This is a genomic window from Pseudomonas sp. UBA3153, from assembly GCF_002364635.1.
GTDB classification, from domain to species: Bacteria; Pseudomonadota; Gammaproteobacteria; order Pseudomonadales; family Pseudomonadaceae; genus Pseudomonas_O; species Pseudomonas_O kuykendallii.
The window spans coordinates 1-22775 of the sequence record NZ_DEYR01000080.1 but is presented as its reverse complement, the minus strand read 5'-3'; the positions used below and the strand labels follow the sequence as shown (position 1 = coordinate 22775).

The 22775-nt window shown below is 67.6% G+C and carries 21 protein-coding genes, 1 tRNA gene and 1 pseudogene; 9 read left to right on the top strand and 14 right to left on the bottom strand.

What is annotated here, in order from left to right; all coding sequences use genetic code 11:
- From B2X67_RS17820 to B2X67_RS17810, 3 genes are all read right to left on the bottom strand, one after another.
- The coding region (locus B2X67_RS17820) for an iron chelate uptake ABC transporter family permease subunit (protein ID WP_286786313.1) at positions 1-250 on the bottom strand (250 nt) is incomplete at its 3' end.
- Positions 250-1185, bottom strand: coding sequence for an ABC transporter substrate-binding protein (locus tag B2X67_RS17815; protein ID WP_286786312.1), 936 nt, complete (start codon positions 1183-1185; stop codon positions 250-252). The genes B2X67_RS17820 and B2X67_RS17815, both read right to left, overlap by 1 nt.
- A 151-nt stretch (positions 1186-1336) precedes the next feature.
- Positions 1337-2299 (bottom strand): alpha/beta hydrolase, encoded by a 963-nt coding sequence (locus tag B2X67_RS17810; RefSeq protein ID WP_286786311.1) that lies wholly within the window; start codon positions 2297-2299, stop codon positions 1337-1339.
- A gap of 189 nt (positions 2300-2488) precedes the next feature.
- On the opposite strand from B2X67_RS17810, the gene B2X67_RS17805 reads away from it, so the two are divergent.
- The 3 genes from B2X67_RS17805 (at position 2489) to B2X67_RS17795 (ending at position 6153) form a co-directional block, all read left to right on the top strand.
- Positions 2489-5242 carry an ATP-binding protein gene (locus B2X67_RS17805; protein ID WP_286786310.1) on the top strand — a complete coding sequence of 918 codons (2754 nt, stop codon included), beginning with the start codon at positions 2489-2491 and terminating at the stop codon, positions 5240-5242.
- Between the two features lie 78 nt (positions 5243-5320).
- Positions 5321-5755 carry a hypothetical protein gene (locus B2X67_RS17800; RefSeq protein WP_282342062.1) on the top strand — a complete coding sequence of 145 codons (435 nt, stop codon included), beginning with the start codon at positions 5321-5323 and terminating at the stop codon, positions 5753-5755.
- Positions 5755-6153 carry an META domain-containing protein gene (locus tag B2X67_RS17795; RefSeq protein WP_286786309.1) on the top strand — a complete coding sequence of 133 codons (399 nt, stop codon included), beginning with the start codon at positions 5755-5757 and terminating at the stop codon, positions 6151-6153. The genes B2X67_RS17800 and B2X67_RS17795 overlap by 1 nt, the downstream gene beginning before the upstream one ends.
- Positions 6154-6189: 36 nt before the next feature.
- Here the strand turns inward: B2X67_RS17795 and dinB are convergent, their stop codons facing one another.
- Positions 6190-7269, bottom strand: coding sequence for a DNA polymerase IV (gene dinB / locus B2X67_RS17790; protein ID WP_286786308.1), 1080 nt, complete (start codon positions 7267-7269; stop codon positions 6190-6192).
- Positions 7270-7559: 290 nt separating this feature from the next.
- On the opposite strand from dinB, the gene B2X67_RS17785 reads away from it, so the two are divergent.
- The 4 genes from B2X67_RS17785 to B2X67_RS17770 all read left to right on the top strand — a co-directional run bounded on the left by B2X67_RS17785 (position 7560) and on the right by B2X67_RS17770 (position 10101).
- Complete coding sequence (locus B2X67_RS17785; RefSeq protein WP_175534346.1) at positions 7560-7718, top strand: hypothetical protein; 159 nt, start codon at positions 7560-7562, stop codon at positions 7716-7718.
- Positions 7719-7859: 141 nt separating this feature from the next.
- Entirely contained in the window at positions 7860-9353 is a 1494-nt protein-coding gene (gene dgt / locus B2X67_RS17780; RefSeq protein ID WP_273229396.1) for a dGTPase, read from the top strand.
- Between the two features lie 160 nt (positions 9354-9513).
- Positions 9514-9590, top strand: a tRNA-Met gene (locus tag B2X67_RS17775).
- Positions 9591-9645: 55 nt separating this feature from the next.
- On the top strand, positions 9646-10101 hold the full coding sequence (locus B2X67_RS17770) for a hypothetical protein (protein WP_273229395.1): 456 nt from the start codon (positions 9646-9648) through the stop codon (positions 10099-10101).
- Between the two features lie 65 nt (positions 10102-10166).
- Here B2X67_RS17770 and B2X67_RS17765 read toward each other — a convergent pair whose 3' ends face one another.
- Positions 10167-11495: an OprD family outer membrane porin gene (locus B2X67_RS17765; RefSeq protein WP_376747817.1), complete on the bottom strand. Its 1329-nt coding sequence runs from the start codon at positions 11493-11495 to the stop codon at positions 10167-10169.
- 221 nt (positions 11496-11716) lie between these two features.
- Here B2X67_RS17765 and B2X67_RS17760 point away from each other — a divergent pair, with 221 nt between their 5' ends.
- A complete protein-coding gene (locus tag B2X67_RS17760; protein ID WP_273229392.1) occupies positions 11717-12160 on the top strand; it encodes a helix-turn-helix domain-containing protein in 444 nt (147 codons plus the stop codon).
- Between the two features lie 17 nt (positions 12161-12177).
- Here the strand turns inward: B2X67_RS17760 and B2X67_RS17755 are convergent, their stop codons facing one another.
- The 8 genes from B2X67_RS17755 to B2X67_RS17720 form a co-directional block, all read right to left on the bottom strand.
- Entirely contained in the window at positions 12178-13557 is a 1380-nt protein-coding gene (locus tag B2X67_RS17755) for an ATP-binding protein (protein ID WP_286786306.1), read from the bottom strand.
- A 228-nt stretch (positions 13558-13785) separates the two neighbouring features.
- Positions 13786-14739, bottom strand: a complete 954-nt coding sequence (locus B2X67_RS17750; protein WP_286786305.1) for a GlxA family transcriptional regulator — start codon at positions 14737-14739, stop codon at positions 13786-13788.
- Between the two features lie 153 nt (positions 14740-14892).
- Positions 14893-15804, bottom strand: coding sequence for a LysR family transcriptional regulator (locus tag B2X67_RS17745; RefSeq protein ID WP_090228184.1), 912 nt, complete (start codon positions 15802-15804; stop codon positions 14893-14895).
- Positions 15805-15841: 37 nt separating this feature from the next.
- Positions 15842-17437, bottom strand: a complete 1596-nt coding sequence (locus B2X67_RS17740; protein ID WP_286786304.1) for an MFS transporter — start codon at positions 17435-17437, stop codon at positions 15842-15844.
- A gap of 155 nt (positions 17438-17592) precedes the next feature.
- On the bottom strand, positions 17593-19434 hold the full coding sequence (locus tag B2X67_RS17735; RefSeq protein ID WP_286786315.1) for an amidohydrolase: 1842 nt from the start codon (positions 19432-19434) through the stop codon (positions 17593-17595).
- Positions 19435-19580: 146 nt separating this feature from the next.
- The gene (locus B2X67_RS17730; protein WP_273229386.1) at positions 19581-20399 is read right to left on the bottom strand and encodes an alpha/beta fold hydrolase; all 819 of its coding nucleotides are present in this window, start codon (positions 20397-20399) and stop codon (positions 19581-19583) included.
- Between the two features lie 57 nt (positions 20400-20456).
- Complete coding sequence (locus B2X67_RS17725) at positions 20457-21020, bottom strand: antibiotic biosynthesis monooxygenase (RefSeq protein WP_273229385.1); 564 nt, start codon at positions 21018-21020, stop codon at positions 20457-20459.
- Positions 21017-21448 (bottom strand): DoxX family protein, encoded by a 432-nt coding sequence (locus tag B2X67_RS17720; RefSeq protein WP_286786314.1) that lies wholly within the window; start codon positions 21446-21448, stop codon positions 21017-21019. Before B2X67_RS17720 ends, B2X67_RS17725 begins: the two co-directional genes overlap by 4 nt.
- Positions 21449-21779: 331 nt before the next feature.
- Between B2X67_RS17720 and B2X67_RS17715 the strand changes: the two genes are divergently transcribed.
- A complete protein-coding gene (locus tag B2X67_RS17715) occupies positions 21780-22502 on the top strand; it encodes a pirin family protein (RefSeq protein ID WP_286786303.1) in 723 nt (240 codons plus the stop codon).
- Between the two features lie 76 nt (positions 22503-22578).
- Here the strand turns inward: B2X67_RS17715 and B2X67_RS17710 are convergent.
- Positions 22579-22775 (bottom strand): annotated as a pseudogene (locus B2X67_RS17710) (hypothetical protein); the annotation flags it as partial.

Genomic DNA, 22775 nt, shown 5'->3' with positions numbered 1-22775 from the left:
CCTGCAGCACCACGCCGGCCGCGCCGAGCGCCACGCCGACCAGCAGGCCTAGCAGGGTGCGCGGCAGGCGCAGCTCGAAGACCACGAAGCGCGCCTCCTCCGCGCCCTGCCCCAGCAGCGCCCGCACGCCTTGCAGCGGATCGACGTTGCCGGCGCCGAACAGCAGGCTGGCCAGGCACAGCACGAGCAAGGCGCCAGCGCAGAGCAGCAGCGCGGCGCTCACGGAAAGTTGGGAGGCGCGCGCGGACATCAGTCGTGCAGCGCCTTCTCCACGTCATCCAGCACGATCTGCGCGGCCAGCGGCCCGGAACCGCTGCTCCAGACCTGGCCGTCGACGCTCAGCAGCTTGCCGTGGCTCACCGCGTTCAGCCGCTCGAAGGCCGGCTGGCTGCGCGCCTGTTGCAAGGCCTTGTCGCCGTCCGGATTGAGGGTGGCGAGAAACAGCCAGTCGCCGTCGACCTGCGAGAGGTTCTCCAGGCTCAGGGTGTCGCTGTGCGGTTTCTCGGTCAGCGAGCGCGCCAGCGCCGTGCTGTCGAAGCCCAATTGGCCGAGCAACTGGCCGGCGAACAGCTGGTTGGACATGAGGATCGGCCCCTGCGGGTTCCAGCGCACCACGGAGGCGACGACGCCCGGCTTGACGGCTTTCTTCAGCGCGGCGATGCGCGCGGCGATCTGCTCGAGATAGGCATCGGCCTCAGCCCGCTTGCCGAGGGCCTGGGCATAAAAGGTGGTGACGTCGCGCCAGGCGTCGAAGGCGTTGCCCCTGGGCACCAGCGTCGGCGCCATCAGGCTGAGCTTGGCGTAGAGGTCGCGATTCAGATCGGGTGCGGCGAGGATCAGGTCGGGCTGCAATTGCAGCACTGCCTCCAGGTTCACCTCGCGGGTCGTGCCGACCAGCGCGATGGGGCCGGCCTTGTCCTTGAGGTAATTGGCGACACCGCTGCCGCCGCGCGTGGCGAGCGTGCCGATCGGTTTCACACCCAGCGCCAGCGCGGTGTCCAGCGCCGTCTCGGTGAGTACCACCACGCGCTGTGGCGCGCCGTCCACGCTGACCGCGCCGTAGGCGGTGTCCAGCGTGCGTGGAGCAGCCCCGGCATGCACCGTGAAGACCAGCACCCAGGCGCCGAGCAGCGCCCCGGCAGTACGTAGGGAACGGGAAATCGAGGGGAGGAATACAGGAGACATGACCATTTCCTTGCTGTCGGAACGGGCGAAGACGCGGGGGCGAAAGAATATACCGGGAGGCAGACAATAATCGTTCTCAAACGCCAGATATTTGTATCAGGTCAATGGGAGCGGGCTTCCAAGAGGGCCATCGGCGCCCCCGCGCCCGGTCTCACTGGCCATCCTGGGCCAGCTCCGCCGGCGTCTTGCCCACCGCCAGGCGCAGCGCCAGATCGAGGGAAACCGGCAGCAGCGGACCGTGGCCCATGCCGGGAAACGCGCGATAGCCGACCTGCATGCCCGGCCGTTGCGCCAGGCGCCTGGCCAACTGCGCGATGGCATCCGGCGGCACCGCGGCCTGGGCCTCGCGGCGCGCCTGGAGCACCTTGTCGTCCACCCCCGGCGGCGGTGTGCCAGCGGCCGGGGCCTCGCCGTGCATCAGCAGCAGGCGCTTCGGCCTGCTTTCGCGGCTGGCGAACGCCTTCTCCTCGCTGAGGACGAAACCCTTCTGCCACCACAGCGACGGATCGGCGGCGGCGTAGAACTGGAAGCTCTGCGGCCGGGTGAACAGGCAGTGCAGCACCAGCAACCCGCCGTAGGAATGGCCCCAGAGCGTCTGCCGCGACCTGTCGAGCGGCGCGCGTTCGGCCACCGCCGGCTTGATGCGTTGCTCCAGCAGGTCGAGGAACCGGTCCGCCCCGCCGCCCTGGCGGTCACGGGAGAGGTCGTCGATGACGTGCGCCACGCCCGGCATCGGCGGCGTGTAGTCGTAGGCCCGGGCGATCACGTCGAAGCGCAGGTCGGTGGCGTAACCGATCGCCACCAGCACCGGCGGGCCCTGTCGGTCCAGTTCGCCGAGGCGCTTCTCGTCCAGCGCGCCCATGGCGGCGTTGCCGTCGAGCAGGTAGATCACCGGGTAGCCGGTCCGGGGCGCCGGTCGCCGGGGCACGCCGACCCAGATGTGGTAGTGCCGCGCGCCGTCCGCCGAGAGCATTTCCAGGGTCTCGAAGCGGTAGAAGGCCGAGCCACGCTCGGCGATCGTCGGGCCGAGCTTTTCGCTCAGGTCGGGCTTGGCCTGTACCGGAGCAGCGATGCCCAGGCACAGCAGAAGGGAAAGCCACAGAACGCGCTTCATCGATTCACCCCTCTCCGTGGCCGCCAGATCGGGTCGTCCGCAATCAGCGGAATGCGAGGGGAAACGAGACTGATAGACTGCATGGAGACGGCCCGAGATCAAATGAGAACGATTCTACATCGCCGTCGATCGTTAGTGCCCAGGGAATCGCGGCGCATTGCACACACCACCGAGCGGGGGCCGATCATCGTGTTGACGGATTTGGGGATAAAGGGACGTGTCCTGCTGCTGACGCTGCTGCCCACCAGCCTGCTGGCGCTGATGCTGGGCGGCTACTTCACCTGGATGCAGCTTTCCGACCTGCAATCCCAACTGCTCCAGCGTGGGCAGATGATCGCCGAGCAGCTGGCGCCGCTGGCCGCGGCCTCGCTCGCGCGGCGCGACAGCGCGCAGCTCGAACGGATCGCCGACGACGCCCTGGAGAATCCCGACGTGCGCGCGGTGAGCTTTCTGGGTTCCGACCGCGCCCGCCTGGCCCACGCCGGGCCGGGCATGCTCAACCTGATGCCCGATGGCGACGGCAATCGCCTGTCGCTGAACAGCGGCAACGACGCCACGCGCTTTCTCCTGCCGGTGTTCAACCGCCATCGCGCACTCAGCGGCGACCTCGACCCGAGCGGAGACGAGCGCCTGCTCGGCTGGGTCGAGGTCGAGCTGTCGCACCAGGGCACCCTGCTGCGCGGCTACCGCAGCCTGCTCGCCAGCCTGTTGCTGATCGTCACGGGCCTCGGGGTGACCGCGCTGCTCGCGCTGCGCATGGGGCGCACCATCAATGAACCCCTGCTGCTCATCCGCCAGGCCGTCGCGCAGCTCAAGGACGGCCATCTGGAAACCCGCCTGCCGCCGCTGCGCAGCCGCGAACTGGACCAGGTCGCCGAGGGCATCAACAGCATGGCGCAATCGCTGCAGAGCGCTCGCGAGGAACTGCAGCACAGCATCGACCAGGCCACCGAGGACGTGCGGCAGAACCTGGAGACCATCGAGATCCAGAACATCGAGCTGGACCTGGCGCGCAAGGAAGCGATCGAGGCCAGCCGCATCAAGTCCGAATTCCTCGCCAACATGAGCCACGAGATCCGCACCCCGCTCAACGGCATCCTTGGCTTCACCAACCTGCTGCAGAAGAGCGAGCTGACCTCGCGCCAGCATGACTACCTGGGCACCATCGAGAAATCCGCGGAGAACCTCCTCGGCATCATCAACGAGATCCTCGACTTCTCGAAGATCGAGGCCGGCAAGCTGATGCTGGAGAACCTGCCGTTCAATCTGCGCGACCTGCTCCAGGACACCCTGACGATTCTCGCCCCGGCGGCCCACGCCAAGCAGCTGGAGCTGGTCAGCCTGGTCTATCGCGACACGCCGCTGGCGCTGGTGGGCGATCCGCTGCGGCTCAAGCAGGTGATGACCAACCTGGTGAACAACGCGATCAAGTTCACCCGCGAAGGCTGCATCGTCATCCGCGCCATGCTCGAAGAGGAAAGCGACGACCGCGCGCAACTGCGCATCAGCGTCCAGGACACCGGCATCGGCCTCGCCGAAGACGAACTGCGCGCGCTGTTCCAGGCGTTCAGCCAGGCCGACAACTCGCTCAACCGCCAAGCCGGCGGCACCGGCCTCGGCCTGGTGATCTCCAAGCGCCTGATCGAGCAGATGGGCGGCGAGATCGGCGTCGACAGCACGCCGGGCGAAGGCTCGGAGTTCTGGGTCAGCCTGACCCTGCCCAAAGCCCGCGACGACGCCGACGACCTGCCGCGCGCGCCGCTGGCCGGCCGCCGCGTGGCGATTCTCGAGGGCCACGAACTGGCGCGCCAGGCGCTGCGCCACCAGCTCGAGGACTGTGGCCTCGAGGTGCTCGAATTCCCGGTGCTCGACGACCTCATCGATGCGGTCGCCGGCCAGCGCGACACGCCCCGACCGATCAACCTGGCGGTGCTCGGCGTCAACCTTAAGGATTTGCCCCCCGAGCCGCTGAGCCAGCAGGTCCACGCCCTGGAAAGCCTCGGCTGCAAGGCCCTGGTGCTCTGCCCGACCACCGAGCAGATGCTCTATCACGACGCATTGCCCGACGCCGACAGCCAGTTGCAGGCCAAGCCTTCCTGCACGCGCAAACTGCACCGCGCCCTGGGCGATCTGCTCAACGCGCCGCCGCCGCGCCTGCTGCCCACCATCGCGCCGAGCAACAGCCGGCCGCCGCGCCTGCTCTGCGTCGACGACAACCCCGCCAACCTGCTGCTGGTGCAGACGCTGCTCAGCGACCTCGGCGCCGAAGTCGTCGCGCTGGACAACGGCGAGGCCGCGCTGAAGGCCGTCGCCCGCACGCGCTTCGACCTGATCTTCATGGACGTGCAGATGCCCGGCATGGACGGCCGCCAGACCACCGAGGCGATCCGCGCCTGGGAAACCGAGCACCAGCAGGGCCAGGTGCCGATCGTCGCGCTGACCGCCCATGCGCTGGCCCACGAGAAACGCATCCTGCTGCGCAGCGGCATGGACGACTACCTGACCAAGCCGATCAACGAACGCCAGCTCAGCCAGGTGGTGCTCAAGTGGACCGGCCTGAGCCTGCTCGGCAGCGCCGCGCGCAGCGAACCCCACGCGCCCCATAGCAATTCCACGCTGCCGGTACTGGACGCCGAGGAAGGCCTGCGCCTGGCGGCCGGCAAGGCCGACCTCGCCGCCGACATGCTGCGCATGCTGCTGGAGTCGCTGGAAGTCGACCGCCAGGCGATCCGCCAGGCGCGTGAAAGCTGGGAACGCACGGCGCTGATCGAGCGCGTGCACCGGCTCAACGGCGCCACCCGCTACTGCGGCGTGCCGCAACTGCGCGACGCCTGCCAGCGCAGCGAAACCCTGCTCAAGCAGGACGACCCGGGTGCCGCCGCCGCCCTCGGCGAACTGGACGCCGCCATCGAGCGCCTGCTCGACGCCGCCGCGACCGCCTGACCGGCGAAGCGCCCGTGCCGGCAGCGCGTGATAGCATGCCGGCCAGCGCTTTTGCCCGATCCGCGAACACGAAGAACCATGGCCGAACACGATTTCCGCTACAGCCTGCTCAACCCGCAACACACCCTCAACGAATGCCGCGCGCTGGCGCCGGGCCGTTACCAGGTCACCGGCAACGGCGGCTCGATCAACGCCGGCGATACCCTGCTGGTGACCCTCAAGGGCAGCCGCGACCTGTGCCTGCGCCTGCAGGTGGAAAAGGTCCGCCACCTGATCAATCCGCCCGGCCAGTGGCTCGCGGTGGCCAATGGGCCGGCCTTCCGCGAACTGGAAATCCGTCAGTGGAGCGTCGATTGCGACGGCTGCGCCAAGCATCTCGACTTCGAGTTCGCGGTGGACGCCAAACTCGGCGACAAGGCCCGAGCGCCGGCCGCCGAAGCGCGCATCGCCGAGCTGGGCTGGGCCTCGGTCGACGGACGCCACCTGTGTCCCCAGTGCCGGGAAAGCGCCTGATGAAAACCCCGCTGAGCCTCGCCCTGTGCGCCGCCACGCTGGTCGGCTGCGCCAGCCACACGCCGCTGCAGACCGAGCGTAGCTACAGCGTCGAATGGATCGGCGAGCGCCCGCTGATCGACCGCAGCCACCTCACGATGACCTTCGGCGCGGACGGACGCGCCTATGGCCACGCCGGCTGCAACCACTGGTTCGCCCAGTACACGCTCAAGGGTGAACAGCTCGGTTTCGACTTCCCCGGCAGCACCCGCAAGAGCTGCGCTCCGGCGCTGATGGAACAGGAACGGCGCTTCCTCGACGCCCTCGGCACGGTGCGCCGCTGGGACGTATCGGAACAGGACGAATTGCGCCTGTGGCCTGCCAGCGGCGAACCGCTCCGCCTGCTGCCGGAACGCTGAGCGGCAAACCGGCATTCCTGCGCGAATGCCATGCCTTCAGGGCGCGAACAGCTCCATCTGTTCGCTCATTCCGCGCAAATCCAGCAGGCGCACGCCGACGCCAAGCAGGCGCACCGGCTTCCCGCCGCGGGCATGCGCGGCGCTCAGCAGCTGGGTGTAGCTGTCCAGATCGCGCCCGGCGCCGGCCTGCTCCAGGGTGGTCTGGCTGAAGTCGTGGAACTTCACCTTGACGAAGGGTTTGTCCGCCCGGTAGCTCTTGTCCAGCCGCTCCAACCGTCCGTTCATTTCCTCGAGAAGGCCCGGTAGCTGGGCGATGCAGGCTGCCAGATCGGGCAGGTCCTGATCGTAGGTGTTCTCCACGCTGAGCGATTGCCGGCGGTTCTCCACCTGTACCGGACGCTCGTCGATGCCCCGCGCCAGGTTCCACAGGCGCTCGCCGAAACTGCCGAACTCGCGCGCCAGGGCCAGCTTGCTCCAGCCGAGCAGGTCCGCGCAGCCCACGATGCCCTGGCGCGCCAGGCGCTCCGCCGTCACCTTGCCGACCCCATGCAGCTTGCTCACTGGCAGCGTGGCGACGAAATCCGCAACCTGGTCCGGGGTGATGACGAAGAGCCCATCGGGCTTCTTCCAGTCGCTGGCGATCTTCGCCAGGAACTTGTTCGGCGCCACGCCGGCGGACACGGTGATGCGCAGCTCCTTCCAGATGCGCCGGCGGATGTCCTGGGCGATGCGGGTGGCGCTACCGGCGAAATGCCCGGCGTTGGAGACGTCGAGAAACGCCTCGTCCAGCGACAGCGGTTCGATGATCTCGGTGTAGTCGCGGAAAATCGCCTGGATTTCACGCGAGGCTTCGCGGTAGGCCTCGAAGCGCGGTTTGACGATCAGCAGGTCCGGACACAGCTTCAGCGCATGCCGCGACGACATCGCCGAACGCACGCCATAGGCGCGCGCCTCGTAGTTGCAGGTGGCGATCACCCCGCGCCGATCCGCCGCCCCGCCCACCGCCAGCGGCCGGTTGGCCAGGGCCGGATCGTCACGCATCTCGATCGCGGCGTAGAAGCAGTCGCAGTCCACGTGAATGATCTTTCGTTGTGGCTTAACCGGTTGATCCAACATGCAATTTCCGAAATCGGAGGCGAACGACGCTTCTCGCAGGGTCAGCGTACAATCTTACACCGCCACGAACTGTATGAATAAACAGTCAAACCCTCTTGAAGATCCCGCAAGGCGTTCGATGCACCCTCCCCGGCGCCGGCGAGTGCAGGGCAAGGTGGCCTGCGGCCTTGCGAGGGCCGCCCCCCTACCCCAAAGGACCGATGTGATGCAGTCGACATTTACGAGCTGACGAACGGCCGGAATGTGTCGGCTTTGGTAAAATTCCCCAACCAACCTTCGAGTACGCCCCGGTGAAAGAACAACGCACTTTTCACGCCCTGCGTGCCCACATCGATGAGATGCTCTCCAAGGGCGCCGTCATCGTCGGCCGCGATCCGCTCAGACTGAACGTCGACGGCACCCTGTTCCGCGTCGCCCACGGCATGCTGATCAGCCAGGCGGCTGCCTGATCCTTCGGTTTTCCCTCCCCCGCTGAACCCCTGTCGTCAGCGCCGCTGACGTCCGCCTGTGCCCTTGCCCCTCGCGTCACGGTTGTGTGCCTCGTCCCGACGCGGCTAGGCTGCACGCTCGACGACCGGTGGAGCCTATAGATGACGGAGCGGGTGAACTTCAAGGACAAGATTTCCCGGGAGCGCCCCTATCCGGGCGCACTGCGGGAGAACTTCAGGGTTCCCGCCTGCAGCGTGCAGGACCTCATCGACCAGTTCGAGAGCGACCGCGGGCGCATCCTCAACTCCGCCGCCATCCGCCGCCTGCAGCAGAAGACCCAGGTCTTCCCGCTGGAGCGCAACGCCGCCGTGCGCAGCCGTCTCACGCATTCCCTCGAGGTTCAGCAGACCGGCCGTTTCATCGTCAAGACGCTCTACAAGCAGCTCGGTGAGCGCGCCGCGGAGTTCGGCCTGGACGGCCTGGAAGGCGCCGTGGAAAGCCTGGTTGAGATGTCCTGCCTGATGCACGACATGGGCAATCCGCCGTTCGGGCACTTCGGCGAATACGCGATCAACGCCTGGTTCGAGCGCCACCTCGACGGCCTTTTCGAACGCGCGGTGCCAGCCCCGGGCGATGCTGCGCTGCGCGGCGCCATGCTCCGCGACCTGAAGAACTTCGAGGGTAACGCCCAGGCCATCCGCCTCGCGGTACGCCTGCTGCGCCTCAACCTGACCTACACGCAGACCGCCGGGCTGCTCAAGTACGTGCGCCCGGCCAGCCAGCCGAAACCCGAGCGCGGCAGTCCCGGCGCCTATCTGAACAAGAAGCCCGGCTATTACCTCTCGGAAAGCGACTACATCGACGCCCAGTGCGCCGCGCTGGCGATGCCGCCCGGCACGCGCCACCCGCTCACCTACATCATGGAAGCGGCGGACGACATCTCCTACTGCCTGGCGGACATCGAGGACTCGGTGGAGAAAGGCATCCTCGACATCGATCGGCTGGCCCAGATGCTGACCGAGAAGTTCGCCAGCCTGAGCGACGCCGAGGCGAGCATTCCCGGTGCACGCAAACCGTTCCGCGCGGTGGTGGACTACGCCCTGCAACGCGCCCACCGGGAGACGGTGAACAAGACCGGGGAGTTCTTCATCTGGCTGCGCGTGGGAATGACCCACCCGCTGGTCAAGCACGCCGCCGCGCAGTTCATCGAGCATATCGAGGACGTCTACCACGGGCGCCTCGACCGGGCGCTCATGGAGGACGGCGGCATTCACCAGGCGATGGTGGACACCTTCAAGGAGGTCGCCCGCGAGCAGGTGTTCAGCCACCGCGAGGTGGAAACCCTGGAACTGCAGGGCTTTCGCATCCTTCAGGGACTGCTGGATTTCTATGCGCCACTGATGGCGGAATCCGGAGCGTCGTTCCGCGCGCTCGCCGAGGGCAGCTCGAGCAAACCGCTGCACCTGCGGCTGCTGATCAAACGCCTGGCCGATACCGACATCAAGGCTTATCTCGAAGCGTTGCGGCAACTGCCCGAGGGTGACGACCCGACGCTCTGGGAGTTCTACCATCGCTGCCGGCTGCTGCAGGATTTCGTCAGTGGCCTGACCGACCAGTCGGCCCACGACGAGTACCGCACCCTCTCCGCGCTGTGAAATCGCCGGACAGCGTCTTCCGCGCGCCTGCCGGCCGTGGATCGCACGAGAGAAACCGCGATGCCAGGGCCTTCGCGCTAAATAATTGAAGAAAAAACAATTTTTTCTCAGCCACGCGGTTGACAGCTTTGCTTTGGACTGTAGAATGCGCACCCACAGACGCGGGATGGAGCAGTCTGGTAGCTCGTCGGGCTCATAACCCGAAGGTCGTTGGTTCAAATCCGGCTCCCGCAACCACTCTTGTCGGCACGCTCGAAATGAGCGAATCGACAAAACAGAAAGGCCTGCAGCGATGCAGGCCTTTTTGTTTTCCGCTGGAAAAATCCCGGCGCTCGCCGACACTTCCGCGCCCTCCTCGCCGACTCCACCAGCGCGATGCCGCCCGATGATCCGGATGACCGGAACACCGTCGGCCGAACCGTCGCCGGCTGAAAAACTCGAAAGGACATGCCCGGCACTTTCGCCCGCATTCCAGACAGAAGAAGCCATCATGACAGCGCCCGAAGAAAAATCCGTCGAAGGTCTGCGCCACGCCTTCGAGCCCTTCAGGACGGAAATCGTCTCCAACGGAACCGATATCGAACTGCAGGTCTACGACCCCGCGAACATCGATCCGTGCATCGTGGTTTTCCCGCAGAGCCGGATCGACAGCGAGGAAGGCTTCGACCAGATCGTGGCCGAGGTGCGCGAACGCCTGGCGGAATCGACGGCGCGGGCGAAGGAACTGTCCCGGGCGAAGGACCAGTAACGGCGTCGCCCACGGCTGCACGCATGCCTCGATAGCGATACGCGCGTCCGGCGCCGCATCGGGCGTCAGCGAATCAGCTCGAACGGGTATTCGAGCACCAGGTAGATGCGGTCGATGTCCCGTCCCGCCTGGGCCGCGTTCGCCCGGTGGCTGACGTAGGTGAAATGCAGCAGCGTGCCCGCTGCCTGGCCCGAGGCGACGCGGTAGGCCAGGTCGAGGTCGCGTTCCCAGTGCTTGCCGCCCTTGCCCTGCGTGGGCACCTGTTGCTGGAGCTGCGCGTCGAAGCGGGTGTAGGCGCCGTCCAGCAGGGCGTGCGTGCCGTCGATATCGCTGCCACGCACGTAGCGCGCCATGAAGGTCAGGCCGGGCAACAGCGTGGCAAGGTCGAGGTCGTAGCGCGCCTGCAGCGAGCGTTCGTTGGGGCCGTTGAAGTCGGCGTACTTGATCGCGTTGGCCAGGTAGATGGAGTCGCCGCCGACGAAATCGAACGGTGTGTCGCCGTGGATCTTCTGGTAGCCGAGCGCGAACGCCTGGGCGCCCAGGGTCAGTTTGCCGAACAGGCTCCAGGCCAGGGTGTCGATGGCGCCGGCCTTGGCGCTGCCGGTGTCGCGGGTGCGATAGGCATCCAGCGTCCAGCTGAAGGATCGCCCGGCGGCGAAGTCGGTGCGCTGGTGCAGGTTGGCATAGAGCTGATTCCAGGTGTCGCTGAGCGAGCCGGCATAGAGCGCGCCGCCCCAGGGCTCACTGCCTGGCGACTGGATTCCGGCGAAGCTGATCGACGAGCCGCGGGTGCTGGCGCCGTAGCCGTCGAAATCGCTGTCCGAGCTCGTTTCGTTCTGGTTCCTGAAGGCATGGAAACGCCCCGCAGACCAGTCGTAGCCCTGCACCGCCCCCTGCAACAGCGCGCCGCTGGCGTACTCCGGCTGCAGGCGCTTGTCGGCCGTATCGAAAACCGGCGTTTCCACCTCCATCTCGCCCACGCTCAGGCGCATGTCGGCGGCACGCAGCTTTAGCGCCAGGCCGGCATCCGAGTAATCCGTCGCCGCCCTCCCCTCGTCGTCCACCGGCAGCAGCCCGGTGCCGGAGCGCCCGCGCCCGCTGTCCAGGCGAAACCCGGCGAACCCCTGGGCATCCACGCCGACGCCGACCACGCCGGGGGTGAAGGCGGACTCGAAGCGCGCGATGAATCCCTGCGCCCACTCGCGGTTGTCCGCGCCGAGCGCGCCGTGGTTGTCGGTGTCGAGGTAGAAGTTGCGGCCGAGCACCTGCAGGCGGGTCGCGTCCGGGTCGCCACCGGCATGCGCCGGGCTCATGCAGCACAGCCAGAACAAGGGTGGAAAAACCAGTCGGGTGGAGAGCATGGCGCGGTCATCTGCGGGGGTCGGGCTGGCCACTCTTGCAGACTTCCCGCGGCCTGAATTGTACGCCCGTGCCGCTGCGTGGCCGGCCGTGCGCCCGCCTCGCCGGCAGTTCCGCCCCTTAACCTTAATTAACAATACGCAACTCGTTCTCGTCTGCCCCCTCGCTTGAGAATCGCTATCACCTGCTCCGCCCAAACGGCGTAGCGGGCAGCCGTGCCAGCCTCTGGCGTACAACCGCTCGAACGGGTATCGCGATGAACAGAATCCTTCACACGTCCCTCGCCCATGGCGAAACGCTCACCGATCACCCGCTGCCCGGCATAGGCGGCCTGGCACCCTGGCAGGAGCGGATCGCCAAGGAGCTGATCCTCGCCCACCTCGACGCCGGGATCACCGTCACCCGGCTGGCCGAGGCCTGCGCGCTGTCGCGCAGCCACTTCACCCGCAAGTTCAAGGAAAGCACCCGCCAGTCGCCCCACGACTGGCTGCGTCATCAACGGGTGGAGAAGGCGAAGACCCTGCTGCTGAAATCGGACCTGACGCTCACCGCGATCAGCATGGAATGCGGCTTCTTCGATCAGGCGCATTTCTGCCGGGTGTTCGTGCGCATGGTCGGCTCTACGCCGCTGGCCTGGAAACGCCATGGCGCCCTGGCCTTGCAGCAGATCGCCCAGATCACCCATCGCCTGCGCGCCTGAGCGTGCCGCCGCAAGGCTCAGGACGGCGCGCTGGCGAGCTTCTCGCGCAGATAGATCCGCAGGCACAGCGACATCCGGTAGCGCGCCGCCGCGCCATAGGCTTCCACCGAGATCAGCGACTTCGCCAGCAGCCGGGACAGGCTTGCCGACGCCCGCGGCTCGTCCATCGACGCCGCGCACGCCAGCTCGGCGAGCGTCACGCCGTCATCCAGCGCCGCCAGCGCCAGCAGGCAGCCGCGCTCCTCGTCGTCCAGCAGGGCGAAGCTCCAGTCCAGCGAGGCGCGCAGGGTCTGCTGCCGGGCCGGCGCAGTGCGTCGGCCGAGGGCGTCGAGGTAGGCGGGGCTGTCCAGCCAGGCGAGAACACCGACGCAGCCCTGCGCATCGACCTGTGCCGCCGCCAGCTCGAGCGCCAGCGGCATGCCGCCCAGGCGCCGGCATATTTCGCAGATGCGCCGGACGTCCGCGGCCTGCAGGACGAAATCCGCCTGACGCGCCTTGGCCCGGCGAACGAACAGGCGGAACGCCGGATAGCGCAGCGCCTCGCGCACACCGAGGCGGCTGCGTGCCGGTGGCACCTCCAGCGCGGCCAGTGGCTGGACGTACTCGCCCTCGGTGCGCAGCGACTCGCGGCTGGTGGTGATGATCGAAACCGCCGGCCCCGCGCGCAGCAGGTCCTCGGCCAGACTGGCGCAGCCGTCGATCAGGTGCTCGCAATTGTCCAATACCAGCAACATCTGCCGCTCGCGGAGAAATTCGGCGATCCGCGCCAGCGGCTCACCCTCGCCGGTCTCGAGGCCCAGCTCGGTGGCGACCTTCGACGGCAGTTGCTCGGCCGTCTCCAGCGTCGACAGGTCGATGAAGCGCACGCCGTCGCGGAAGCGCCCGAGCGACTGCTGGGCGACGCGCAACGCCACCGTGGTCTTGCCGACCCCGCCGGGACCGACGATGGAGATCAGCCGGCGCGAGGCGACCTTGCGCTGCATATCCTCGATCAGCGGGTCGCGGCCTTCGATGCGGGTCAGGCGCACCGGCAGTTCGCTGCGAAAGGGCAACAGCTGCACGCCGCCGTTGTTCACCTGCTCGACGTAGGCGACGAAGCTGTAGCCGCGCTGGCGCACGTTGGCGATGTAGTGGCGCGCTTCCGGGCAGGTTCCCAGCGCGCGGCGCAGCGCGGAGATGTGCACGCGAAGGTTGATTTCCTCGACGAAGGTGCGCGGCCAGACGCGGGAGATGATCGCCTCCTTGCTGACGATCTTGCCGGCGCTTTCCACCAGCACCAGGAGAATGTCCAGCGCACGCCCGCCGATGCGCAGCGGGCGATCGCCGTCGAGCAGCAGGCGCCGCTGCGGATAGAGCACGAAGCGGCCGAAGCGCAGGCCCTTCTCCTCGGGGGACATATTGAAATCGTGCACGGCCAGTGGGCGCTGTGGCCCGGCCAGGCTCGCCTTGTTTCACTGCTGTAAAGCGTGCCCTGCCGACGCGGCGCGCTCCTCCTTTCTCTGCGATGGCCGTATTTTCCCAACTCTGGCCGACAAGCAAACGGCGGCGAGGGAAGCGGAACTGCCAACTGAGTGCGCGAAACTGCCAAACCGGACGCGACCCCGGCGATGGCCAGCAAAGCGCCATTAGCCGAACTGGTAGCGGTACTGCACCGGGGTCAGCCCGAGGCGTTCGTTGAACAGGCAGCGCATGTGCCGGGTGCTGCCGAAACCGCTCCTGAAGGCGACCGTCTTCAGCGGCAGGTCACTGGTCTCCAGCAGGTTTCTCGCGCAGTCGATACGCGCGCTGAGGACGAACTCCATGGGCGTCATGTTCACCTCGCGGGCGAACACCCGGGCGAAATTGCGCGCGCCCATGTTCGCCAGGCCGGCCATGCGCTCGACGCTGAACGGTTCATGGATGTGCTCGATGACGTACTGCTGAACCAGCGCGACGGGCGAGGAATTCGGCAGCGCTTCCGGCAGCAGCGGGCTGAACTGCGCCTGGCCGCCCTGGCGCTTCATCACCACCAGCAGCACCTTGGCGACATCCAGGGCGAGCTTCTTGCCGTGGTCGTCGGTGAGGATCGACAGCGCCAGGTCGATGCCCGCGGTCACGCCGCCGGAGCTGAGCAGCCCGCCGTCGGCGATGAAGATCTTGTCGGTTTCGACCCGCGCCCGCGGGAAGCGCCGCGCCAGTCGCTCCAGGTAATGCCAGTGGGTGGTCACCCGCTGATCGTCGAGCAAACCCGCCTCGCCGAGAATGAAGGCGCCGGTGCAGATCGCCCCGTAGCGCCGCGAGGCGCGTGCAGCGCCGGCCAGCCAGGCACAGAGTTCGCCGTGCACGCCGCCGTAGGCACCCGGCCCGCCGGGCACCAGCAGCACGTCGTAGCCGCCGGTCGCCTGTTCGCCGAGCACTTCCGCCTGCACGACGATGCCGTTGGAGCAACGCACCGCGCGATCACCGAAGGCGATGGTGGAGATCCGGTAGCAGTCGCCCGGTTTCAGAAAACGGTTGGCGATGGAGAACACCTCGATGGGCCCCGCCACATCGAGCATCAGCATATCGGGGAACAGCACGATCCCGACCGTCTTCGTCATACACCTGCCTCGGACACCTTCGCCCCCTACCTGGCAATGAACCTGGCGGCCATTATCCGAGCCCGGCGGCAGGATTGACAGGCGAGGCGGTGTTGCCGAGCAGCCCCACTAAAGAGGGGTACGAGGTTTGCCCACGGGCGCAGAGGCCTGCGATCAGTCGCCGGCGGCGCTCATGAACTGCACGATCTGCTGGCGCAGCCAGCGTTCGGCGGGGTCCTGGTCCTGGGCGGCGCGCCAGACCATGGTCAGCTTGGACGGCACGATCTCGAACGGGGGCTCCTCCTCGCGCAGGCCGCCACCGAGGACCAGTGCCTCGGCCGCGTAATCCGGCACCGTGGCGATCAGGTCCGAGCCCCTGAGCAGGGCGCCGAGACCGACGAAGTGCGGCACCGCCAGCGACACCTTGCGGCAGCGCCCCAGGCGCGCGAGGTCCTGGTCGATGTTGCCGCACAGATCGCCGGACATCGACACCAGCGCGTGCGGCCGCGCGCAGTAGTCGTCCAGCGTGAGCGGCGGCGTGCCGTCGTCGGCGCGCAGCACCCGCGCGCGGATGTTGCGCAAGGTGCGGCACTTGGCGTTGGCCGGCAGTTGCGTGGTGTAGCTGATGCCGATGGAAATCTCGCCGGTGGACAGCAGGCCGGGCAGCAACAGGAAGTTCGCGGCGCGCACCACCATCACGCAACCCGGCGCCGCCTGGCGCAGGTGGGCGAGCAACTGCGGCAGCAGCCCGCATTCGACGTCGTCGGACATGCCGATGCGGAATACCGCGTCGCTGCTTTCCGGGGCGAAGTCGCGGACTTCGCTGATCGCCTGGGACACGCCATCCAGCGCGCCCGGCAGGCGGCGGAAGATTTCCAGCGCGCGCGGCGTCGGCTCCATCTCGCGGCCATTGCGAACGAACAGCGGATCGTTGAAGAAATCCCGCAGACGCAGCAGCGACGCGCTGATCGCCGGCTGGCCGAGGAACAGCTTTTCCGCGGTGCGCGTGAGGTTGCGTTCGTGCATCAGGCTTTCGAACACCACCAGCAGCTGCAAGTCCACCTTGCGCAGATCGTTACGGTTCATCGCGGCCTCCCTTTGCCCGCATGGCGACAGGCGCCGATCATGGCGCAGCCCCGAGCAGGTGGCGAATTTTCACCGCCACGCCGTCGCGCTGGTACTGCCGCGCGTTCTGCTCGATGCGCTGCTCGGCCACGGTCACCCGGCCATGGTGGCGCAGGTGTTCGAGCCAGGAGGCGTCGAAGAAGAATTCCTGCCACACCTGCGGACGCTCGCTGTCCTGTAGCAGCCCCCAGGACAGCGCGCCGTTGCGCCGGCGCATCGCGCGTACCGCCAGCATCGCCTCGCCGAAGGCGGCGGCATGCTCCAGCGGAATGTCGTACTCCAGGGTGACCATCACCGGACCTCGCTCGCGGTCCAGCGCGTCGTCGAGGACCGGCGCCGGCCAGTGCAGCGACGGCGCGAGGTCGTCGGCGGCGGTGACCGGCAGGCGGAAACGCCAGGACGCCAGGATGCCCAGCAGCAACAGGCTGCCGCCGCCCGCCAGCGCCACCGCCAGCGATGCCCTGCTGGCCAGCGAGCCCCACAGCAGGCTGCCCGCCGCGCTGCAGCCGAAGAACACCAGGATGTACACCGCCAGCGCACGCGCCCGCACCCAGCTCGGCACCGAGGTCTGCGCGGCCACCTGCAGGCTCGACAGCACGGCGATCCAGGCCGCACCGCTGATCAGCATCACCGGGATCAGCATGGCGAACTCGCGGATGAACGCCAGGCAGAACAGTACGCCGGCATACAGCGCGCTGGCCCCGGCGACGATCAGGTCGCCGCGCAGGCGCTGACGCAGCCTAGGCAGCAGCACCGCACCGCCGACCGCACCGATGCCGACACAGCCCAGCAGGATGCCGAAATCGGCTGCGGTGCCTTTCAGCTCGCTGCGCACCAGCAGCGGTAACAGCGCCATGCCGGCGCTGGCGCCGACGAAGAACGCCATGGTGCGCACCAGCACTGCCTGCAACGGCCGGGCGCTGCGGGCGTAGCGGATGCCCAGGCGTACCGCGCCGAACAGCCGCTCGGCGGGCAGGATGCTCGGCGTCGGCGTGCGCTTCCAGGCATACAGCGCGCCGATCACGGCGAAGAACGAGAGCGCATTGAGGGCGAAGGTCAGCCAGGGGCCGCTGAGGCTGACCAGAACCCCGGCGACGGCCGGACCGATGGCCCGCGCCACGTTCATCCCCAGGCTCGACAGCGCCACCGCCGCCGGCAGTTCGTCCTTGCCCACCAGTTCCGGCGTGAGCGCCGACCAGGCCGGCATCATCAGCGCGGTGCCGATGCCCATCGCCAGGGTCAGCACCAGCAGCAACGGCACGTTCATCAGGCCGAGCAGGGTCAGGCTGGCGAGCAGAACCGCCACGCTGGCCATCCACAGCTGGACGACGAGCAGGTAGCGGCGCTTGTCGACGATGTCCGCCAGCGCGCCGGCCGGGAGCGCGAGGAAGAACATCGGCAAGGCGCCGGCGACCTGCACCAGCGCCACCGCCAGCGGGCTGGCCGAGAGCGAGGTCATCAGCCAGCCAGCGCCGACCTCGTGCATCCAGGTGCCGATGTTCGACGCGATGCTGGCCAGCCACAGCCAGCGGAACACCGACAGCTTCAGCGGGCTCCAGGGGCTGGCACTGGTCGGTTTGAGGGTGCTGTCCATGGAGAGGTCTCGTAAAAAAGCGATCGGTTTCGATAAAAAAGGAAAGCGAGTACCGCGACACCCATCGAGGCACAACGCGGCACCGCGATGGGTATCGTCGCATCCTACGAACCTGGAACCGGTAGGGTGGGCTTCAGCCCACCGCTCCCAGGGCACTAGAAGCTGAAGCACGAGCAGCCGAACGCGCCCCAGAAGCCGGCGAAGTCGCTCACCGGCACGTTCGCCGTGCGCACCTTGTCGTGGCCGTGGGCGTGCACCGCGCAAGGGCCGGCGCACTGGTGCACCTGGGCCTGCAACGGCGACGCCGGACGCCAATGGCCGGGCACCTTCACCACCGGCGACCAGTCCGGCATCACCGGCAGCGGCGGAATGCCGTGGCCGTCGAACTCGCCGGCGCCGTAGACGACCTTGCCGCCGACCACGGTGAGCAGCGACTCGATGTGCTTGATGGCCTCCTCCTCGACCGAGAAGAAGTCCTGCGACAGCACCGCGACGTCCGCCAGTTGGCCGACCTTGATCTGCCCCTTCTTGCCCTGCTCCGACGAAAACCAGGCGCTGCCCTGGGTGAACAGCTGCAACGCGGTCTCGCGCGGCAGGCCTTCCTCGTACAGCGCCAGGCCGCCGACGGTGCGGCCGCTGACCAGCCAGTAGAGCGAGGTCCAGGGGTTGTAGCTGGAGACGCGGGTGGCGTCGGTGCCGGCGCCCACCGGCAGCCCCTCGGCGAGCATGCGCTTGATCGGCGGCGTGCTCTGCGCCGCCTGCTTGCCGTAGCGGTCGACGAAGTACTCGCCCTGGAACGCCATGCGGTCCTGGATGGCGATACCACCGCCGAGCGCCTTCACCCGCTCGATGTTCTGCGGGGTGATGGTCTCGGCGTGGTCGAAGAACCACGGCAGGCCGTTGAACGGGATATCGCGGTTGACCTTCTCGAACACGTCGAGCATGCGCGAAATGGATTCGTTGTAGGTGGCGTGCAGGCGGAACGGCCAGCGCTGCTCGACCAGGTGGCGCACCACCGGCTCCAGGTCGGCCTCCATGCCCGGCGGCAGGTCCGGCCGCGGCTCGAGGAAGTCCTCGAAGTCGGCAGCGGAGAACACCAGCATCTCTCCGGCGCCGTTGTGCCGCAGCATATCGTCGCCCTGGTGCAGCGTGACGCTGCCGGTCCAGTTCTTGAAGTCGGTCAGCTCTTCCTTGGGCTTCTGGGTGAACAGGTTGTAGGCGATGCGCACGGTCAACTGGTCCTCGCGGGCCAGTTGCTCGATCACCGCGTAGTCGTCCGGGTAGTTCTGGAAACCGCCGCCGGCGTCGATGGCGCTGGTCAGGCCCAGGCGATTGAGCTCGCGCATGAACTGGCGGGTCGAGTTGACCTGGTATTCCAGCGGCAGCTTGGGCCCCTTGGCCAGGGTCGAGTAGAGGATCATCGCGTTCGGCCGGGCGATCAGCATGCCGGTGGGCTCGCCGTTGGCGTCGCGCTGGATCTCGCCACCCGGCGGGTTCGGCGTGTCCTTGGTGTAGCCGACGACCTTCAGCGCCGCGCGGTTGAGCAAGGCGCGGTCGTACAGGTGGAGGATGAACACCGGGGTATCCGGCGCCGCCTGGTTCAGTTCGGCCAGGGTCGGCATGCGCTTCTCGGCGAACTGGAATTCGTTCCAGCCGCCCACCACCCTCACCCACTGCGGCGCGGGGGTGCGGTCGGCCTGGTCCTTGAGCATGCGCAGCGCATCGGCCAGCGACGGCACGCCTTCCCAGCGCAGCTCCAGGTTGTAGTTGAGCCCGCCACGGATCAGGTGCAGGTGCGAGTCGTTGAGGCCGGGAATCGCGGTGCGCTTGCGCAGGTCGATGACCTTCGTGCCCGCGCCCTTGGTGGCCATGGCTTCGGCGTCGCTGCCGACCGCGATGAAGCGGCCGTCCTTGATCGCCACGGCCGTGGCCTGCGGCCGTTCGCGGTCGACGGTGTGGAATTTGCCGTTGAACAGGATCAGATCGGCGTTGTTCATGTTCGCTCCGAATGCGTAGCCGGCACGTCCGGCGAAAGGGAGGGCGGACCAGAGAGCGCCGGCCGCCCCCAGCAGGCTGCCGGCGGCGACGATCTGGCGGCGTTTGGGGTCCTTCGGATCGGACGTCATGCGGCGCCTCCTCCGATTCAGCCGGCGAGGAACGCCAGCAGGTCTTCGTTGAGCCGTTGCGTGTGGGTCACGGCGAAACCGTGCGGCGCGCCCGGATACACCTTCAGCTCCGCGCCCTTGATCAGCTGCGCGGCGACCTTGCCGGTGGTCTCGAACGGCACGATGGCGTCGCCGTCGCCATGGATCACCAGGGTCGGCACGTCGACCTTGGCCAGGTCGGCGCGGAAATCGGTTTCCGAGAACGCGGTGACGCAATCCACGGTGCCCTTCAGCGAGGCCAGCAGCGCGATGTTCAGGGTCTGGGTGAGCACGCCGTCGGAGACCTTCTGGCCCTTGTCGATGCCGTAGAACGGCGTGGCGAAATCGGCGATGAACTGCGCGCGGTCCTTGAGCAGCCCGTCGCGAATCCCGGCGAACACCGATGGGTCGACACCCTGCGGATAATCCGCCGTCCTGCCGAAGATCGGCGTCACCGCGCCGAGCAGCGCCAGCTTGGCCACGCGGGAGGTGCCGTGGCGACCGATGTAGCGGCTGACGTCGCCGCCGCCCATGGAGAAGCCCACCAGGGTCACGTCGCGCAGGTCGAGGTGCTCGATCAGTTGGGCGATGTCGTCGGCGAAGGTGTCGTAGTCATAACCTTCCCACGGCTGGCTGGAACGACCGAAGCCGCGGCGGTCGAAGGCGATGGTGCGGTAGCCGCGGCTGCTCAGGTACTCCATCTGGTATTCCCACATGTCGGCGTCCAGCGGCCAGCCGTGGCTGAACAGCACGGGCTTGCCGCTGCCCCAGTCCTTGTAATAGATCTCGGTGCCGTCGCGGGTAGTGAATGTGCTCATGGTGGGTTCCTCTCTGTTGTGTTTGATGACACGAGGGTGGCCGTCAGCGCGGCCGGATCAGCGTGCGTTGAGCCAGCCGGCGCAACAGCGGCTGACGTAGGGCATGATCAGGTAGACCACGGGCACCACGATGCACAGGGTCACCAGCATGTTGCTCGGCACCACGCCGGCGAGCGCCGGGTAGCGCTGCCACAGCGGCTGCCAGAGCGGCGGAATCAGCATCGTCAGCGGGCAGATCACCAGGTAGGTGAGCACCGCCTGCTTCCACTTCGGCGGCTGGCGCACGTCCGGGTGCGGCGGGGTGAACCAGAATTCGGCATCGGCGTGCACTTCCGGATGATCGCCATCCTCCAGCAGCGGCAGCACTTCCTCGATCAGCAGGCGCCGCCGGTCCGAGGCGATCCAGTCGTTGAGCTGCCAGGCCTCGGCGAAACGGATCACCGTGGTGAAGGACCCCTCCTCGCTTTGCGGGCGAATGACGTTCACCCCCAGATGGCCGCTCTGCTCCTTGGCCGCCGCCACCGCGCGCTTGAGCCAGGCCTCGTAACCGGGCCGCTGCCCCGGACGCACCTTGTGCTGGATGACCAGGGTGACGACATCGTTGAGATCGACGCTGCTCATGGGGAGTGGCCTCCTGCCAGGGAATACGCGCGGCGCTGCCGGCGAGCGAGGTGTGCGTCCAGCGAATGACGCCCCGGCCCGGCCACCGCGAGGCTGAAGAAGATCGCGACCAGCAGCCAGCCGAACTGGCCCTGCTCCAGCGTCCATTCGGGATGCACGAAGAGCAGCGCGACCAGCAGCAGGAAGATCACCGGCAGGCAGGCCAGACGGGTGAACCAGCCCACCGCGATGAGCAACGGGCAAAGCACCTCGGCGGCGATCGCGGCCAGCAGCGTGGGGTAGGCGCCGAGGAGCAGCGGGTCCTCGATGGTGAGCAGCGAGGCGCGGAAATTCAGTGCCTTGGGCAGGCCGTGCACCGCCAGCAACAGGAAAGCACCGGAGAGGCGCAGGCAAAGCAGACCGAGGTCGGGCCGGGGCGGCCAATGCATGCGGTTCACGAGCGCCTCTCCTGCAGGAATGAAAGATGCGGCCGGCATACGACCACCGTTGCCCGCGACGGGCGAATGGGCCCGGACGAGGGTTTCCACTATGCGCAGGGCGGCGGACTCGCGATTGGACGGATGTGCTGTATTGCGCGCGCCGAATCGCGTCGATCGGCACGTCGCAACGATGAACAAGCGTCGGGCGGACCACCGTCAACCCAAACAGGACAATCATTCCATTTTCAGGTCGTTAATCTGATCGATAAAGGACAGTAGTATCTCTCCCATCGCAGCGCGGAAGCTTCCTTCGGCGCCGCCTCAACCGAGGAGAATCATCATGCTGGCAATCCGCAAATCCACCGATCGTGGCCGCGCCAACCATGGCTGGCTGCAGTCCTTCCACACCTTCTCGTTCGCCAACTACCGCGACCCGCGCGAGCAGGGTTTCTCCGACCTGCTGGTGATCAACGACGACACCGTGGCGCCCGCCCGCGGCTTCGGCCAGCACCCGCACCGCGACATGGAGATCTTCTCCTACGTGCTGGAAGGCGAGCTGGAGCACCAGGACAGCCTCGGCACCGGTTCGGTGATCCGCCCGGGGGACGTGCAACTGATGAGCGCCGGCACCGGCGTGAGCCACAGCGAATACAACCATTCGGCGGCCGACCCGGTGCACTTCCTGCAAATCTGGATCGTGCCGGATCGGCGTGGCGCGCAACCGCGCTACCAGCAGCAGCATTTCGACGAGGCCAGCAAACGCGGCCAACTGCGGCTGATCATCTCGCCGGATGGCGCCACCGGTTCGCTGCAGGTGCGCCAGAACGCGCGGGTCTACGCCGGGCTGTTCGACGGCGATGAGCAGGCACGCCTGACCCTGGACGAAGACCGCTACGCCTACGTTCACGTGGCGCGCGGCAGCGTCGAGCTAAACGGCGTGCAACTGCGGCAGGGTGACGGTGTACGGCTGCGCGACACCCGCGAGCTGACCCTGAACCACGGCGAAGGCGCCGAGGTACTGGTCTTCGATCTGCGCGCGCAGGAACTGCCGCAGATGCCGTAACCGGCTTCATCCACGCACACCCGAAGCGCGCCTCCCGGCGCGCTTTCGGCTGCCCGCGATTCGGCGCGGGGTGGGATCAGCGCGCCTCGTGGCCCATCGGCGTGCTCTCGACGTCGGCATCCTCGAAGTCCGGGCTGTGCACCTCGGAATCCATCGGCATGTGGGCGTAACGCGCCACGTCCGGCGTCGCGGCCGGCGGCTGCTGCTCGAGCAGGCGCTTGGCTTCGCAGCGCCCGGTCAGGCCACGGACGAGCGCCGCACCGCACAGCGCCA